The organism is Pseudomonas sp. NPDC089758 (assembly GCF_044748705.1).
In the GTDB taxonomy this organism is placed as follows: domain Bacteria; phylum Pseudomonadota; class Gammaproteobacteria; order Pseudomonadales; family Pseudomonadaceae; genus Aquipseudomonas; species Aquipseudomonas putida_X.
In genome coordinates this window covers 55765-71527 of record NZ_JBIVGN010000004.1, presented here as the reverse complement: position 1 = coordinate 71527, position 15763 = coordinate 55765, and the positions used below count along the sequence as shown (strand labels likewise).

The window sequence follows — 15763 nt, the reverse complement described above, 5'->3', positions numbered from 1 at the left end:
TGGGGGCGACATTGGTGGCCGGCTTGTTCACGTTCGAATGTCCTATAGCGCCACGTCGAGAAAGCCCGGCGCCTGGGCCAGGGCGAAGGGGCTGAAGATGGCCCAGTTGCGCTCACGCGGGAAATGCCCCTGAACGAACCGTGCAGCGGCGCGGATCAGCGGCTGGGGGGGCGAAAGCTCCAAGGTATCCAGGGCAAAATGCTGCAGGCCGAGCACTTCGTCCACCAGCAGGCCGACGAACAGGTCTTCATGGTCCAGCACCAGCACCCGACGCTGCTTGCCCGGTGCCGCAGGGCCAAGGCCGAAAAAGCTGCTCAGGTCCATCACCGGCAACAACCTGCCGCGCAGGTTGGCTACCCCGCACACCCAAGGCTGTACGCCCGGCACCCGACTGCTGCGCGGCTCGCGCGTGACTTCGGCCACCTCGCCCATCGGCGCGACGAACCACTGCCCGGCAATGCGAAAACCGATACCGCTCCATTGCTGCAGACGCATGTCCTGGGGCGGCTGGTCGGCCACCAGCAGGCGGCAGCGCCGGTCTATGTCCAGCAACAGCTCGAAGGCGGTCAGCGACGCGCCTTGGGGGCGGGTGGTCAAGCGCCCAGCACTTCGTTGAGCTTGGCGATCAGGGCATGTTCTTCCACCGGCTTGGTGACGAAGCCGCGCGCGCCCTGGCGCTGCGCCCAGATACGGTCGGTTTCCTGGTCCTTGGTGGTAACGATGAGCACGGGAATGGCGCTGGTTTCCGGGTCCTTGGTCAATTGCCGGGTGGCCTGGAAGCCGTTCATGCCAGGCATGACGATGTCCATCAGCACCGCGTCGGGCTTTTCCTGGCGGGCCAGGGCCACAGCGTCAGCGCCGTTGTTGGCCTTGAGCACTTGGTGGCCATGCTTTTCCAGCCACTCGGTCAACCTGTACATCTCTGTCGGCGAATCGTCGACAATCAGAACTCGGGCCATGCTGTTTCCCCATCAGGAAAATAAAGGCCACACCGCCTCGGGCGTGGTCAGGGTGCGTGTTGTTCGTGCGCCGCGAACCCGGGCACGTGGGCCCTGATCGCGTCGAGCAGCTCTTCTTTGCTGAATGGCTTGGTCAGGAACTGGTCGGAGCCGACCACCCGCCCGCGCGCCTTGTCGAACAGGCCATCGCGCGACGACAGCAGGATCACCGGGATGTCCTTGAAGGCGCTGTTGTGCTTGATCACGGCGCAGGTCTGGTAGCCATCCAGGCGCGGCATAAGCACGTCGACGAAGATGATCTGCGGCTGGTGGTCGATGATCTTGGCCAGGGCATCGAAACCGTCGCTGGCGGTGATCACCTCGCAGCCTGCTTCACCGAGCAACATCTGCGCGGTGCGGCGGATCGTGCGTGAATCGTCGATCACCATCACCTTCAGGGGTTGTTCCATAGATGCCTACCAGAAGAAATTGAGCTGCAAGGTGCAAGCGTCAAGCGGCAAGAAAAGCTGCACCGGCACAAGGCCAGGTTTTTCTTGAGGCTTGTAGCTTAAGGCTTGCAGCTCATTTTTAGCACACTCCGGGTGGCCATTCCATCCACCGTCCCCCTTGACCCGCGGCGTTGGCGGCGCCACCCTGAGCCACTTTTCTTTCGATTCGTTGCGGCTACCGGCCGCCAAGAGGAACCACCCCCATGAGCGTTCGCCTCGGCATTGTCATGGACCCAATCGCGTCCATCTCCTACAAGAAGGACAGCTCGCTGGCCATGCTGCTGGCCGCCCAGGCCCGTGGCTGGAGCCTGTTCTACATGGAACAGCGCGACCTGTACCAGGCCGAAGGCAAGGCCCGCGCGCGGATGCGCCCACTCACCGTGTTCGCCGACCCTGAGCGCTGGTTCGAGCTGGACGAGGAGCAGGATAGCCCGCTGGCCGAACTGGACGTGATCCTGATGCGCAAGGACCCGCCGTTCGACATGGAATTCGTCTACAGCACCTACCTGCTGGAGCAGGCCGAAGTCGAAGGCGTGCTGGTGGTCAACCGCCCGCAGAGCCTGCGCGACTGTAACGAAAAACTGTTCGCCACCCTGTTCCCGCAGTGCACGCCGCCGACCCTGGTCAGCCGCCGCCCGGACATCATTCGGGCCTTCGCCGCCCAGCATGGCGATGTGATTCTCAAGCCCCTGGACGGCATGGGTGGCACCTCGATCTTCCGCCACCGGGCGGGTGACCCCAACCTGTCGGTCATTCTCGAAACCCTGACGGCGCTCGGCGCCCAGCAAATCATGGCCCAGGCCTACCTGCCGGCTATCAAGGACGGCGACAAGCGGATCCTGATGATCGACGGCGAACCGGTCGACTACTGCCTGGCGCGCATCCCGGCCAGCGGTGAGACACGCGGTAACCTGGCGGCCGGCGGGCGTGGGGAAGCACGCCCGCTGAGCGAACGTGACCGCTGGATTGCCGCCCAGGTCGGCCCGACCCTGCGTGCGAAAGGCCTGCTGTTCGTCGGCCTTGACGTGATCGGCGACTACCTCACCGAGATCAACGTCACCAGCCCGACCTGCATCCGCGAGATCGACGCGGCCTACAACACCGACATCGGTGGCAAGCTGATGGATGCCATTGATCGCCAGTTGAAGGCGCGCTGACCGCCGACGCGGAGCAAAAGCGCAGAGTGGGGTATGATGCGCAGCCGCAAGCTTCAAGCTGCAAGCCGCAATAAGAAGTTGGCCTGCACCAGTCTGCTGTTACTTGCAGCTTGCGGCTTGTAGCTTGAAGCTGACTGTGGATACCTGATGACGCTGCCCGCCGACATCCCCTCCGACCTGCTTCCACCGCGCGTTCGCCCGGTGGACCGGCTTGGTTTTACCCTGTTCCTGGCTGCCTTGGTGCACCTGGCGCTGATCCTCGGCGTGGGCTTTACCGTGGTCAAGCCGGCTGAAATCCGCCAGACCATGGACATCACCCTGGCCACCTTCAAAAGCGAGAAGCCGCCCGAGAAGGCCGATTTCCAGGCCCAGGCCAACCAGCAAGGCAGCGGCACCCTGGAGAAGAAGGCGGTGCCCACCACCACCGAGATCGCGCCGTTCCAGGACAGCAAGATCAACAAGGTCACCCCGCCGCCGGCGGCTAAGCCTGAGGTGAAACCGCCGCCTGTACCGCAAAAGTCCGCGGTGGCCACCCAAGCGCCCAAGGCGCAGAAGGTCGAGCCCAAGCCGAAGGAAAGCAAGCCGCAGCCCAAACCGGCAGCTACGCCGGATTTTGACAGTTCGCAGTTGTCGAGCCAGATCGCCAGCCTCGAGGCGGAGCTGTCCAACGAGCAGCAGATGTACGCCAAGCGCCCGCGCATCCACCGCCTGAACGCTGCCTCGACCATGCGCGACAAGGGTGCCTGGTACAAGGAGGAGTGGCGCAAGAAGGTCGAGCGGGTGGGCAACCTCAATTACCCCGACGAAGCACGCCGCCAGCAGATCTACGGCAACCTGCGGATGATGGTGTCGATCAACCGCGATGGGTCGTTGTATGAAGTGCTGGTATTGGAGTCGTCCGGCCAGCCAGTGCTGGACCAGGCCGCGCAGCGCATCGTGCGGCTGGCAGCGCCATTTGCGCCGTTTACCGGAGACCTGGCGGAATACGACAGGCTGGAAATCATCCGCACCTGGCGGTTCGCCCGTGGCGACAGGCTTTCCAGCAATTGAGCGGGAAGCTGCAAGCTGCAAGCTACAAGCTGCAAGCTACAAGCTGCAAGAAAAGGCCGATCGGTGAGCACCCTGCTTTTTCTTGTAGCTTGTAGCTTGTAGCTTGTAGCTTGCAGCTCGTAGCTCGAATGCCTTGTCAGCCTCGCCACCTGGCGCCACACTATCCCTCATGAAAACCCTCGCCCCGAGCTATCTCAAGCATCAGTTCCTGATCGCCATGCCGCACATGGCCGATCCGAACTTCGCCCAGACCCTCACGTATATCGTCGAGCACAACGCCAATGGCGCCATGGGCCTGGTGGTCAATCGACCTCAGGAGCTGAACCTGGCGGACATTCTCGAGCAGTTGCGCCCGGACGAGGAACCGCCGGCCAGCACCCTGCAGGTGCCGATCTACCAAGGTGGCCCTGTGCAGACCGACCGCGGGTTCGTACTGCACAGCAGCGAATGCAGCTACCAGGCCACTGTCGAACTGCAGGGGCTGTCGCTGTCCACCTCGCAGGATGTGCTGTTCGCCATCGCCGAAGGTGTTGGGCCAGAAAAGAGCCTGATCACCCTGGGCTATGCCGGCTGGGAAGCGGGGCAACTGGAGGCGGAGCTCGCCGACAACGCCTGGCTCAACTGCCCGTTCGACCCGGACATCATCTTTGGCCTGGGCAGTGAACAGCGCCTGGCTGCCGCAGCCGCCAGCCTGGGCATCAACCTCAGCCTGCTGACCAGCCAGGCGGGGCACGCCTGATGGCCGAGCTGCGCCTGCTGCTGGGCTTCGACTACGGCAGCAAACAGATTGGCGTGGCCGTCGGCCAGGTAGTGACCGGTCAGGCACGTGAGCTGTGCACGCTCAAGGCGCAAAATGGCGTACCGGACTGGGCCCAGGTGGAAAAACTGATCAATGAGTGGAAGCCCGATGCTATCGTCGTCGGCCTGCCATTGAACATGGACGGCACGCCAAGCGAAATGAGCGCCCGCGCCGAAAAGTTCGCCCGACGCCTCAACGGCCGCTTCAACCTGCCAGTGCACACCCACGATGAACGCCTCACCACCTTCGAGGCCAAGGGTGAGCGCATGGCCCGCGGCGGCCAGCGCGGCAGCTACCGTGACAACCCGGTCGATGCCATCGCCGCGGCCCTGCTGCTGCAAGGCTGGCTGGAGGCCAACACCTAATTTTCCGCTTTGCCGTCGGGCCAACCCGGCGCCCTCCTGGAGACACGCAATGAGCCTACCCAATCCCGCCGACCTGATCCGGCAGATGGCTGTCGACCTTCGCGCCCATCTCGCCCGCCGCAGCATTACCGAGCCGCGCTACATCGGTATCCGCACCGGCGGCGTCTGGGTAGCCCAGGCCCTGCAGCAGGAGCTGGCCGATACCAGCCCACTGGGCACCCTGGACGTGTCCTTCTACCGCGACGACTTCAGCCAGAACGGCCTGCACCCGCAAGTGCGCCCGTCCGAGCTGCCGTTCGAGGTCGAAGGCCAGCACCTGGTGCTGATCGACGACGTGCTGATGAGCGGCCGCACCATCCGCGCCGCGCTCAACGAACTGTTCGATTACGGCCGCCCGGCCAGCGTGACCCTGGTCTGCCTGCTTGACCTGGATGCTGGCGAACTGCCAATCCGCCCCAACGTGCTGGGCGCCACCCTGTCGCTGGCGGCCCATGAACGGGTAAAATTGACCGGCCCCACACCGCTCGCACTCGAGCGCCAGGACCTCGCCACCGCTTCCGCCCTTTAAGAGTCCACCCGCGATGACGCCAATCGACGCCAAGCGCCCGCTGCAGCTCAATGATCAGGGCCAGCTGCGCCACTTCCTCTCGCTCGACGGTTTGCCCCGCGAACTGCTCACCGAGATCCTCGACACCGCTGACTCGTTCCTCGAAGTCGGCGCACGGGCCGTCAAGAAAGTCCCGTTGCTGCGCGGCAAGACCGTGTGCAACGTGTTCTTCGAAAACTCGACCCGCACCCGCACCACCTTCGAACTGGCCGCCCAGCGCCTGTCGGCCGACGTGATCAGCCTGAATGTGTCGACCTCCTCGACCAGCAAGGGCGAAACCCTGTTCGACACCCTGCGCAACCTCGAAGCCATGGCCGCCGACATGTTCGTCGTGCGCCACTCCGACTCCGGTGCCGCGCACTTCATCGCCGAGCATGTATGCCCGGATGTCGCGGTCATCAATGGCGGTGACGGCCGCCATGCGCACCCGACCCAAGGCATGCTCGACATGCTGACCATCCGCCGCCACAAAGGCAGCTTCGAGAACCTGTCCGTGGCGATCGTCGGCGATATCCTGCACTCGCGTGTAGCCCGCTCCGACATGCTCGCGCTCAAGGCCCTGGGTTGCCCGGATATCCGCGTGATCGGCCCGAAAACCCTGATCCCGATCGGTATCGAGCAGTACGGCGTGAAGGTCTACACCGACCTCACCGAAGGCCTGAAGGACGTCGACGTGGTGATCATGCTGCGCCTGCAGCGTGAGCGCATGGCTGGCGGCCTGCTGCCCAGCGAGGGTGAGTTCTACCGCCTGTTCGGCCTGACCACCGCGCGCCTCGCCGGCGCCAAGCCGGATGCCATCGTCATGCACCCGGGGCCGATCAACCGCGGCGTGGAGATCGAGTCGGCAGTGGCTGATGGTAAACATTCGGTGATCCTCAACCAGGTCACCTACGGCATCGCCGTGCGCATGGCGGTGCTGTCCATGGCCATGAGCGGGCAGAACACGCAACGTCAACTCGACCAGGAGAACGCCCAGTGACCCTCAGCATTCTTGGCGCCCGGGTCATCGACCCCAAGAGTGGCCTGGACCAAGTCACCGACCTGCACCTGGACGGTGGCCGAATTGCCGCCATCGGCGCGGCCCCGGCCGGCTTCAGTGCCAGCCGTACGATCCAGGCCGACGGCCTGATCGCCGCACCCGGCCTGGTCGACCTCGGCGTATCGCTGCGCGAGCCGGGCTACAGCCGCAAGGGCACCATCGCCAGTGAAACCCGCGCCGCCGTAGCCGGTGGCGTCACCAGCCTGTGCTGCCCGCCGCAGACCAAGCCGGTGCTCGATACCTCTGCAGTGGCCGAGCTGATCCTCGACCGCGCCCGTGAAGCCGGCAACAGCAAGGTCTACCCCATCGGCGCCCTGACCAAGGGCCTGGAAGGCGAGCAACTGGCCGAACTGGTCGCCCTGCGTGACACCGGCTGCGTGGCCTTCGGCAACGGCCTGAAAGAAATCCCCAACAACCGTACCCTGGCCCGCGCCCTGGAATACGCCGCCACCTTCGACCTGACCGTGGTCTTCCACTCCCAGGACCGCGACCTGGCACAAGGCGGCCTGGCCCATGAAGGCGCGATGGCCAGTTTCCTCGGCCTGCCCGGCATCCCGGAAACCGCCGAGACCGTGGCCCTGGCGCGCAATCTGCTGCTGGCGGAACAGGCCGGCGTACGTGCGCACTTCACACAGATCACCAGCGCCCGTGGCGCGCAGCTGATCGCCCAGGCCCAACAACTTGGCCTGCCGGTGACCGCCGATGTGGCGCTGTACCAGCTGATCCTCACCGACGAGTCGCTGCGCGAGTTCTCAAGCCTTTACCACGTGCAACCGCCACTGCGTAGCGCCGCCGACCGCGATGGCCTGCGCGAAGCGGTCAGATCGGGCGTGATCCAAGCCATCGCCAGCCATCACCAGCCCCACGAGCGCGATGCCAAGCTGGCCCCGTTCGGTGCCACAGAGCCAGGTATCAGCAGTGTCGAACTGCTGCTGCCACTGGCCATGACGCTGGTCGACGATGGCCTGCTCGACCTGCCGACCCTGCTCGCCCGCCTGAGCAGCGGCCCCGCGGCCGCCATGCGCCTGCCGGCGGGCGAACTGAAGGTGGGTGGTGCGGCAGACCTGGTGCTGTTCGATGCCAAGGCCTCGACGGTTGCCGGCGAGCAGTGGTACTCGCGCGGCGACAACTGCCCGTTCATCGGCCACTGCCTGCCCGGCGCGGTGCGTTACACCGTGGTCGACGGGCATGTCTGCCACGAGGGCTGAGCCCGCGTAGCACGCCGCAAGCTGCAAGCTGCAAGAAAAGCAGGCCCGCTGGTTTTTCTTGCCGCTTGCAGCTTGCAGCTCGTCGCCAATGGTTGAAATCCTTCCCCCCACCCCCATATGAGTCTGCATCAGGCAATTTTGCCCCGCTGCGTGGAGACTCTCCCTTGACCACCATCGTTTCTGTCCGCCGTCACGGCAAAGTCGTCATGGGCGGCGACGGCCAAGTATCCCTCGGCAACACCGTCATGAAAGGCAACGCCAAAAAGGTACGTCGCCTGTACAACGGTGAGGTCATCGCCGGTTTCGCCGGCGCCACCGCCGACGCGTTCACCCTCTTCGAGCGCTTCGAAGCCCAACTGCAGAAACACTCTGGCCATTTGGTACGTGCCGCCGTCGAGCTGGCCAAGGAATGGCGTACCGACCGTTCCCTGAGCCGCCTGGAGGCCATGCTGGCCGTGGCCAACAAGGACGCATCGCTGATCATCACCGGCAACGGTGACGTGGTCGAGCCAGAAGACGGCCTGATCGCCATGGGCTCCGGCGGCGCCTACGCCCAGGCCGCAGCCCGTGCCCTGCTGAACAAGACTGACCTCTCGGCCCGCGAAATCGCCGAGACCGCACTGAACATCGCCGGTGACATTTGCGTGTTCACCAACCACAACCTGACCATCGAGGAGCAGGACCTGGCCGAGTGATCAGCTGTTCTGGCGCCCCATCCCGGTGACGGGGCTTTTCCACGCTGACTCATTCTGCTCGAGGACCATTTTCATCATGTCCATGACCCCCCGCGAGATCGTCCACGAACTCAACCGCCACATCATCGGCCAGGACGACGCAAAGCGCGCCGTGGCCATCGCCCTGCGCAACCGCTGGCGCCGTATGCAGCTGCCTGCCGAGCTGCGCGCCGAGGTGACGCCCAAGAACATCCTGATGATCGGCCCCACCGGCGTTGGCAAGACCGAAATTGCCCGTCGCCTGGCCAAGCTGGCCAACGCACCGTTCCTCAAGGTCGAAGCGACCAAGTTCACCGAGGTGGGGTATGTTGGCCGCGATGTCGAATCGATCATCCGCGACCTGGCTGACGCGGCCATGAAGATGCTGCGTGAGCAGGAGATCATCCGCGTGCGCCACCGCGCCGAAGATGCCGCTGAAGACCGCATTCTCGACGCCCTGCTGCCGCAGGCCCGGGTCACCAGCTTCAGCGAAGAAGCCGCGCAGACCAGCAGCGACTCCAATACCCGCCAGCTGTTCCGCAAGCGCCTGCGTGAAGGCCAGCTGGACGACAAGGAAATCGAAATCGAGGTGGCCGACGCTGTAGGCGTCGAAATCGCCGCGCCGCCCGGCATGGAAGAGATGACCAACCAGCTGCAGAGCCTGTTCGCCAACATGGGCAAGGGCAAGCGCAAGGCGCGCAAGCTCAAGGTCAAGGAAGCGTTGAAGATGGTTCGCGACGAAGAAGCGAGCCGCCTGGTCAACGATGATGACTTGAAGGCGAAGGCCCTGGAAGCGGTGGAGCAGCACGGCATCGTGTTCATCGACGAAATCGACAAGGTGGCCAAGCGTGGCAACGTCGGTGGTGCTGATGTGTCCCGTGAAGGCGTGCAGCGCGACCTGCTGCCGCTGATCGAAGGCTGCACGGTCAACACCAAGCTGGGCATGGTCAAGACCGACCACATTCTGTTCATCGCCTCTGGCGCGTTCCACCTGAGCAAGCCGAGCGACCTGGTCCCTGAACTGCAAGGCCGCCTGCCGATCCGTGTCGAGCTCAAGGCACTGACCCCAGAGGACTTCGAGCGCATCCTGCAAGAGCCGCACGCTTCGCTGACTGAGCAGTACCGCGAGTTGCTCAAGACCGAAGGGCTGAACATCGAGTTCAAGGCCGACGGTATCAAGCGCCTGGCCGAGATCGCCTACCAGGTCAACGAGAAGACCGAAAACATCGGTGCCCGCCGCCTGCACACCCTGCTCGAGCGCCTGCTCGAAGAGCTGTCGTTCAGTGCTGGCGACCTGGCCAGCGCCCATGATGAAGCGCCGATCCAGATCGACGCAGCCTATGTGAGCGGCCATCTGGGTGAGCTGGCGCAGAACGAAGACCTGTCGCGCTACATCCTCTAAGCGGCAAGCTTCAAGCCGCAAGCTGTAAGCTGCAAGCGACAAGCTGTTTGGCGTCGCTTGCGGCACTGCGTTCAGATGGTCTTTGCGGGGTGGTTCTACTATCACTTCTTGAAGCTTGAAGCTTGAAGCTTGAAGCTTGCAACTTGTCGCTCAGAAGAGATTCAGACCATGGCCCGCATGCCCACCGCCATCAACCTGCACAAAGCCTCCAGGACACTCAGCCTCACCTACGGCCCCGACGAGGTCTACCACCTGCCCGCCGAATTCCTGCGCGTGCACTCACCCTCCGCCGAGGTCCAGGGCCACGGCAACCCCATCCTGCAATTCGGCAAACTCAATGTCGGCCTCAGCGGCCTCGAGCCCGCTGGCCAATATGCACTGAAATTGACCTTCGACGACGGCCATGACAGCGGGCTGTTCACTTGGGAGTATCTGGAGCAACTGTGCCTGCGCCAGGAACAACTCTGGGCCGAGTACCTCGATGAACTGCACAAGGCCGGCAAATCCCGCGATCCTGCCGAAACAGTGGTCAAACTGATGCTCTAGCTCAAGCCTTCCACGGTTTAGAGCGCATTTTCTAATCTCATCTGCTTGAATGCCCTACAGACAGCTCATTCATGGGCTGTCTTGCGCATTACATGAAAGTCGGGTAACCAATGGAGCTGGCAAGTTCCCTGCATTGCTTTGAAGGCAGTCAGGGCATGGCTGGTATGTAGAGGTCGCGAGCGAAAGCAGGCTGTCTTCACACGCAGACTCCCCCGCAGCTCATCGCCGATAGCATCCGGCCCGCAGCACCGCTGTTCCTTATCACTGGTCACCCGAGTAGCAGTACCGGGCTGTCGACTGTGCATGCGCCACAGCAAACCGGTACTCGTCTCAGGACAACGGAGCGTCGTAGATGAGTAACAAGAACAACGATGAGTTGCAGCGGCAAGCCTCGGACAACACCCTGGGCCTGAACCCGGTCATCGGCATTCGCCGCAAAGACCTGCTGAGCTCTGCGCGTACCGTGCTGCGCCAGGCCGTGCGCCAGCCGCTGCACAGCGCCAAACACGTGGCACATTTCGGCCTGGAGCTGAAAAACGTGCTGCTGGGCAAGTCCAGCCTGGCCCCCGAAGGCGACGACCGCCGCTTCCAGGACCCGGCCTGGAGCAAGAACCCGCTGTACCGCCGCTACTTGCAAACCTATCTGGCCTGGCGCAAGGAGCTGCAGGACTGGATCGGCAGCAGCGACCTGTCGCCCCAGGACATCAGCCGCGGGCAGTTCGTCATCAACCTGATGACCGAAGCCATGGCACCGACCAACACCCTGTCCAACCCGGCGGCGGTCAAACGGTTCTTCGAAACCGGCGGCAAGAGCCTGCTCGACGGCCTGTCCAACCTGGCCAAGGACGTGGTCAACAACGGCGGCATGCCCAGCCAGGTCAACATGGACGCCTTTGAAGTGGGCAAGAACCTCGGCACCAGCGAAGGCGCCGTGGTGTACCGCAATGACGTGCTGGAACTGATCCAGTACAGCCCCATCACCGAACAGGTGCACAGCCGCCCTTTGCTGGTGGTGCCGCCCCAGATCAACAAGTTCTACGTCTTCGACCTGAGCCCGGAAAAAAGCCTGGCGCGCTTCTGCCTGCGCTCGCATCAGCAGACCTTCATCATCAGCTGGCGCAACCCGACCAAAGCCCAGCGTGAGTGGGGCCTGTCGACCTACATCGACGCACTCAAGGAAGCGGTCGACGCGGTCCTGGCGATTACCGGCAGCAAGGACCTGAACATGCTCGGCGCCTGCTCCGGCGGCATCACCTGCACCGCGCTGGTCGGCCACTACGCCGCGCTGGGCGAGAAGAAGGTGAATGCGCTCACCCTGCTGGTCAGCGTGCTGGACACCACTCTGGATACCCAGGTCGCATTGTTCGTCGACGAGCAGACCCTCGAGTCGGCCAAGCGCCACTCCTACCAGGCCGGCGTGCTCGAAGGCAGCGACATGGCCAAAGTGTTCGCCTGGATGCGCCCCAACGACCTGATCTGGAACTACTGGGTCAACAATTACCTGCTCGGCAACGAGCCGCCGGTGTTCGACATCCTGTTCTGGAACAACGACACCACCCGCCTGCCCGCGGCCTTCCACGGCGACCTGATCGAGATGTTCAAGAACAACCCGCTGACCCGCGCCGATGCACTGGAAGTGTGCGGGACCGCCATCGACCTGAAAAAGGTCAAGTGCGACATCTTCAGCGTGGCCGGCACCGCCGACCACATTACCCCGTGGCAGTCGTGCTACCGCTCGGCGCACCTGTTTGGCGGCAAGATCGAATTTGTCCTGTCCAACAGCGGCCACATCCAGAGCATCCTCAACCCGCCAGGCAACCCCAAGGCACGCTTCCTGACCGGTGTGGACCGCCCCGGGGACCCTTTGGCCTGGCAAGAGAACGCAGACAAACATGCCGACTCCTGGTGGCTGTATTGGCAGACATGGCTGAGCGAGCGCGCCGGCGAGCTGAAAAAGGCGCCGACCCGCCTGGGCAACCGTGCCTACACCGCAGGTGAAGCCGCACCGGGAACTTACGTTCACGAACGTTGAGTTGTAACGCCGTGGCAGCCCACGGGCAGGCCACGGCGCTTCATTCACCACAGAGTCATGCGCATGTCGTCACACTACATATTCCGGACCGTCGAGCTGGACGACCAGTCCATCCGCACTGCCGTGCGCCCAGGCAAGCCGCACCTGACGCCGCTATTGATCTTCAATGGCATCGGCGCCAACCTGGAGCTGGTTTTCCCGTTCATCGAAGCGCTGGACCCGGACCTCGAAGTCATTGCCTTCGACGTGCCGGGCGTGGGCGGCTCCTCCACCCCTCGCCGCCCCTATCGCTTCCCCGGCCTGGCCAAGCTGACCGCACGCATGCTCGACTACCTGGACTACGGCCAGGTCAACGCGATCGGGGTGTCCTGGGGCGGCGCCCTGGCCCAGCAGTTCGCCCATGACTACCCAGAGCGTTGCAAGAAGCTGGTGCTGGCCGCCACCGCCGCCGGTGCATTCATGGTACCGGGTAAGCCCCGGGTGCTGTGGAACATGGCCAGCCCCCGGCGCTACATCCAGCCCTCGCATGTGATCCGTATCGCGCCGCTGATCTATGGCGGCGCCTTTCGCCGTGACCCTGACCTTGCCATGCACCATGCATCCAAAGTGCGCTCCGGCGGCAAGATGGGCTACTACTGGCAGTTGTTCGCCGGGCTGGGCTGGACCAGCATCCACTGGCTGCACAGGATCCAGCAGCCCACGTTGGTGCTGGCCGGCGACGACGATCCGCTGATCCCGCTGATCAACATGCGCTTGCTGGCCTGGCGAATTCCCAATGCCCAGCTACATATTATCGACGACGGTCATTTGTTCCTGATCACCCGGGCCGAAGCCGTCGCCCCGATCATCATGAAGTTCCTCGAGCAAGAACGTCAGCGCGCGGTCATGCACCCCCGCCCGGCCTCCGGCGGCTAGGGTGCTGTTTGCTGTTGTTCTGTCCCGACCGTGGCCTGACGAAGGAGTGCTGCCATGAAAGACAAACCGGCCAAAGGAACGACAACGCTCCCAGCCATCAGCATGAACGCACAGAACGCGATCGTCGGCCTGCGCGGCCGCGACCTGATTTCCACGCTGCGCAATGTTGGCCGCCATGGTTTGCTCAACCCCATGCACACCGCACGCCACCTGCTTGCCCTGAGCGGCCAGCTGGGTCGCGTCATGCTCGGCGACACACCCTACTCGCCAAGCCCGCGGGATGCGCGCTTCAGCGATCCGACATGGAGCCAGAACCCGTTTTACCGCCGTGGCCTGCAGGCCTACCTGGCCTGGCAGAAGCAGACCCGCCTGTGGATAGATGAAAGCCACCTGGACGACGATGACCGGGCCCGGGCGCATTTCCTGTTCAACCAGATCAACGACGCCCTGGCACCGAGCAACTCGTTGCTCAATCCGTTGGCGGTCAAGGAACTGCTCAATACCGGCGGGCAGAGCCTGGTGCGCGGCGTGGCCCACCTGCTCGACGACCTGCGCCACAACGACGGCCTGCCGCGCCAGGTGGACGAGCGGGCCTTCGAAGTGGGCGGCAACCTGGCGGCAACCCCGGGCGCGGTGGTGTTTCGCAACGAGATGCTGGAACTGATCCAGTACAAGCCGATGAGTGAAAAACAGCACGCTCGGCCTTTGCTGGTGGTGCCACCGCAGATCAACAAGTTCTATATCTTCGACATGCAGGCGAACAACAGTTTCGTCCAGTTCATGCTCAAGAACGGTTTGCAGGTGTTCATGGTCAGCTGGCGCAACCCCGACCCGCGCCACCGCGAATGGGGCCTGTCCAGCTATGTAGAGGCGCTTGAAGAAGCACTCAACGCCTGCCGCAGCATCAGCGGCAACCGCGACCCCAACCTGATGGGCGCCTGCGCCGGCGGCCTGACCATGGCCGCGCTGCAGGGCCACCTGCAAGCCAAGCACCAACTGCGCCGGGTGCGCAGCGCCACCTACCTGGTCAGCTTGCTCGACAGCAAGTTCGACAGCCCCGCGAGCCTGTTCGCCGACGAGCAGACCATCGAAGCGGCCAAGCGCCGCTCCTACCAGCGCGGGGTACTGGATGGCAGCGAAGTGGCGCGGATCTTCGCCTGGATGCGGCCCAACGACCTGATCTGGAACTACTGGGTCAACAATTACCTGCTGGGCAAGACGCCGCCTGCTTTCGACATTCTCTACTGGAATGCCGACAGCACGCGGCTGCCCGCTGCACTGCATGGCGAACTGTTGGACTTCTTCAAGCTCAACCCGCTCACCCACCCCGCCGGGCTGGAGGTCTGCGGCACGCCTATCGACCTCAAGCAGGTCAACCTCGACAGCTTTACCGTGGCCGGCAGCAACGACCACATCACGCCATGGGATGCCGTGTACCGTTCGGCCTTGTTGCTGGGCGGCGAGCGGCGGTTCGTGCTGGCCAACAGCGGGCACATCCAGAGCATCATCAACCCGCCCGGCAACCCCAAGGCCTATTACCTGGACAACCCCAGGCTATCGAGTGACCCACGTGCCTGGTTCCACGATGCCAAGCGCAACGACGGCAGCTGGTGGCCCCTGTGGCTGGAGTGGATCACCCCCCGTTCCGGCCCGCTCAAGGCGCCGCGAGTGGAGCTGGGCAACGCGACCTATCCACCGCTGGGCCCCGCGCCAGGCACCTATGTCCTGACCCGATGAGTACAACGACTGGATGAAGACCCGCGACCGTATTCTCGAATGCGCCCTGCAGCTGTTCAACCAGCAGGGCGAGCCCAACGTTTCGACGCTTGAGATTGCCAACGAGCTGGGCATCAGCCCAGGCAACCTGTATTACCACTTCCACGGTAAGGAGCCTTTGATAATCGGCCTGTTCGAGCGCTTCGAAGAAGCGCTGATGCCGCTGCTGGACCCGCCCTTGGAAGTACGCCTGGATGCCGAGGACTACTGGCTTTTTCTTCACTTGATCGTCGAACGCATGGCCCAGTACCGCTTCCTGTTCCAGGACCTGTCGAACCTGACCGGGCGCCTGCCCAAGCTGGCACGGGGCATGCGCAGCCTGATCAATGCACTTAAACGCACACTGGCGGCACTGCTGGCCAGCCTCAAAGGCCAGGGCCAGGTGGTCAGTGAAACGCAGGCGCTGGGACAGCTGGTGGAGCAGATCACCCTGACGCTCATGTTCTCGCTGGATTACCAGCGGGTACTGGGGCGCGAGGGGGATGTAGGAATCGTGGTGTATCAGGTGATGATGCTGGTGGCGCCGCATCTGCAGGCGCCAGCGCGTGAAGCGGCGGAGCAGTTGGCGGTGCGCTACCTGGAGGAGTAGGGGTAAAGATTTCCGGGGGCGCGCCTGGCCCCATCGCCGGCAAGCCGGCCCCCAAGTACTGCGCGGGTTTCAAAGCTTGCGCAGTACCTGTGGGAGCCGGCTTGCCGGCGATGACGGC

17 protein-coding genes are annotated in these 15763 nt (G+C 63.7%); 14 read left to right on the top strand and 3 right to left on the bottom strand.

Going from position 1 to position 15763, the window contains the following annotated elements; genetic code table 11:
• Positions 1 to 42: 42 nt before the first annotated feature.
• Genes ACIPZH_RS06845 through ACIPZH_RS06835 form a run of 3 tightly spaced genes read right to left on the bottom strand, consistent with a single transcriptional unit; the run spans position 43 to position 1408 of the window.
• Positions 43 to 597, bottom strand: a complete 555-nt coding sequence (locus ACIPZH_RS06845) for a chemotaxis protein CheW (RefSeq protein ID WP_241804069.1) — start codon at positions 595 to 597, stop codon at positions 43 to 45.
• Positions 594 to 959, bottom strand: a complete 366-nt coding sequence (gene pilH, locus ACIPZH_RS06840) for a twitching motility response regulator PilH (protein ID WP_241804070.1) — start codon at positions 957 to 959, stop codon at positions 594 to 596. Before pilH ends, ACIPZH_RS06845 begins: the two co-directional genes overlap by 4 nt.
• A 47-nt stretch (positions 960 to 1006) precedes the next feature.
• Positions 1007 to 1408 (bottom strand): PleD family two-component system response regulator, encoded by a 402-nt coding sequence (locus ACIPZH_RS06835; RefSeq protein WP_241804071.1) that lies wholly within the window; start codon positions 1406 to 1408, stop codon positions 1007 to 1009.
• Between the two features lie 242 nt (positions 1409 to 1650).
• Here ACIPZH_RS06835 and gshB point away from each other — a divergent pair, with 242 nt between their 5' ends.
• The 14 genes from gshB to ACIPZH_RS06765 all read left to right on the top strand — a co-directional run bounded on the left by gshB (position 1651) and on the right by ACIPZH_RS06765 (position 15645).
• Complete coding sequence (gene gshB, locus ACIPZH_RS06830) at positions 1651 to 2604, top strand: glutathione synthase (RefSeq protein ID WP_400635661.1); 954 nt, start codon at positions 1651 to 1653, stop codon at positions 2602 to 2604.
• A gap of 147 nt (positions 2605 to 2751) precedes the next feature.
• Positions 2752 to 3654, top strand: a complete 903-nt coding sequence (locus tag ACIPZH_RS06825; RefSeq protein ID WP_241804073.1) for an energy transducer TonB — start codon at positions 2752 to 2754, stop codon at positions 3652 to 3654.
• Between the two features lie 169 nt (positions 3655 to 3823).
• On the top strand, positions 3824 to 4393 hold the full coding sequence (locus ACIPZH_RS06820; RefSeq protein WP_241804074.1) for a YqgE/AlgH family protein: 570 nt from the start codon (positions 3824 to 3826) through the stop codon (positions 4391 to 4393).
• Complete coding sequence (gene ruvX, locus ACIPZH_RS06815) at positions 4393 to 4818, top strand: Holliday junction resolvase RuvX (protein WP_012312410.1); 426 nt, start codon at positions 4393 to 4395, stop codon at positions 4816 to 4818. Before ACIPZH_RS06820 ends, ruvX begins: the two co-directional genes overlap by 1 nt.
• A gap of 49 nt (positions 4819 to 4867) precedes the next feature.
• A complete protein-coding gene (pyrR, locus tag ACIPZH_RS06810; protein WP_241804075.1) occupies positions 4868 to 5386 on the top strand; it encodes a bifunctional pyr operon transcriptional regulator/uracil phosphoribosyltransferase PyrR in 519 nt (172 codons plus the stop codon).
• Positions 5387 to 5399: 13 nt separating this feature from the next.
• On the top strand, positions 5400 to 6404 hold the full coding sequence (locus ACIPZH_RS06805) for an aspartate carbamoyltransferase catalytic subunit (protein ID WP_012312408.1): 1005 nt from the start codon (positions 5400 to 5402) through the stop codon (positions 6402 to 6404).
• Positions 6401 to 7672: a dihydroorotase gene (locus ACIPZH_RS06800; RefSeq protein WP_400635659.1), complete on the top strand. Its 1272-nt coding sequence runs from the start codon at positions 6401 to 6403 to the stop codon at positions 7670 to 7672. Before ACIPZH_RS06805 ends, ACIPZH_RS06800 begins: the two co-directional genes overlap by 4 nt.
• A gap of 164 nt (positions 7673 to 7836) precedes the next feature.
• Positions 7837 to 8367 (top strand): ATP-dependent protease subunit HslV, encoded by a 531-nt coding sequence (gene hslV / locus ACIPZH_RS06795; protein WP_012312406.1) that lies wholly within the window; start codon positions 7837 to 7839, stop codon positions 8365 to 8367.
• Positions 8368 to 8443: 76 nt separating this feature from the next.
• Positions 8444 to 9787 (top strand): ATP-dependent protease ATPase subunit HslU, encoded by a 1344-nt coding sequence (gene hslU / locus ACIPZH_RS06790; protein ID WP_400635657.1) that lies wholly within the window; start codon positions 8444 to 8446, stop codon positions 9785 to 9787.
• Positions 9788 to 9955: 168 nt separating this feature from the next.
• Entirely contained in the window at positions 9956 to 10333 is a 378-nt protein-coding gene (locus tag ACIPZH_RS06785) for a DUF971 domain-containing protein (RefSeq protein ID WP_267820491.1), read from the top strand.
• Positions 10334 to 10685: 352 nt separating this feature from the next.
• On the top strand, positions 10686 to 12365 hold the full coding sequence (phaC, locus tag ACIPZH_RS06780) for a class II poly(R)-hydroxyalkanoic acid synthase (protein WP_400635655.1): 1680 nt from the start codon (positions 10686 to 10688) through the stop codon (positions 12363 to 12365).
• Between the two features lie 63 nt (positions 12366 to 12428).
• A complete protein-coding gene (phaZ, locus tag ACIPZH_RS06775; protein ID WP_241804081.1) occupies positions 12429 to 13280 on the top strand; it encodes a poly(3-hydroxyalkanoate) depolymerase in 852 nt (283 codons plus the stop codon).
• Between the two features lie 54 nt (positions 13281 to 13334).
• A complete protein-coding gene (gene phaC, locus ACIPZH_RS06770; RefSeq protein ID WP_241804082.1) occupies positions 13335 to 15017 on the top strand; it encodes a class II poly(R)-hydroxyalkanoic acid synthase in 1683 nt (560 codons plus the stop codon).
• Positions 15018 to 15030: 13 nt separating this feature from the next.
• Positions 15031 to 15645, top strand: a complete 615-nt coding sequence (locus ACIPZH_RS06765; protein ID WP_267820484.1) for a TetR/AcrR family transcriptional regulator — start codon at positions 15031 to 15033, stop codon at positions 15643 to 15645.
• The last annotated feature ends 118 nt before the right edge of the window (positions 15646 to 15763 follow it).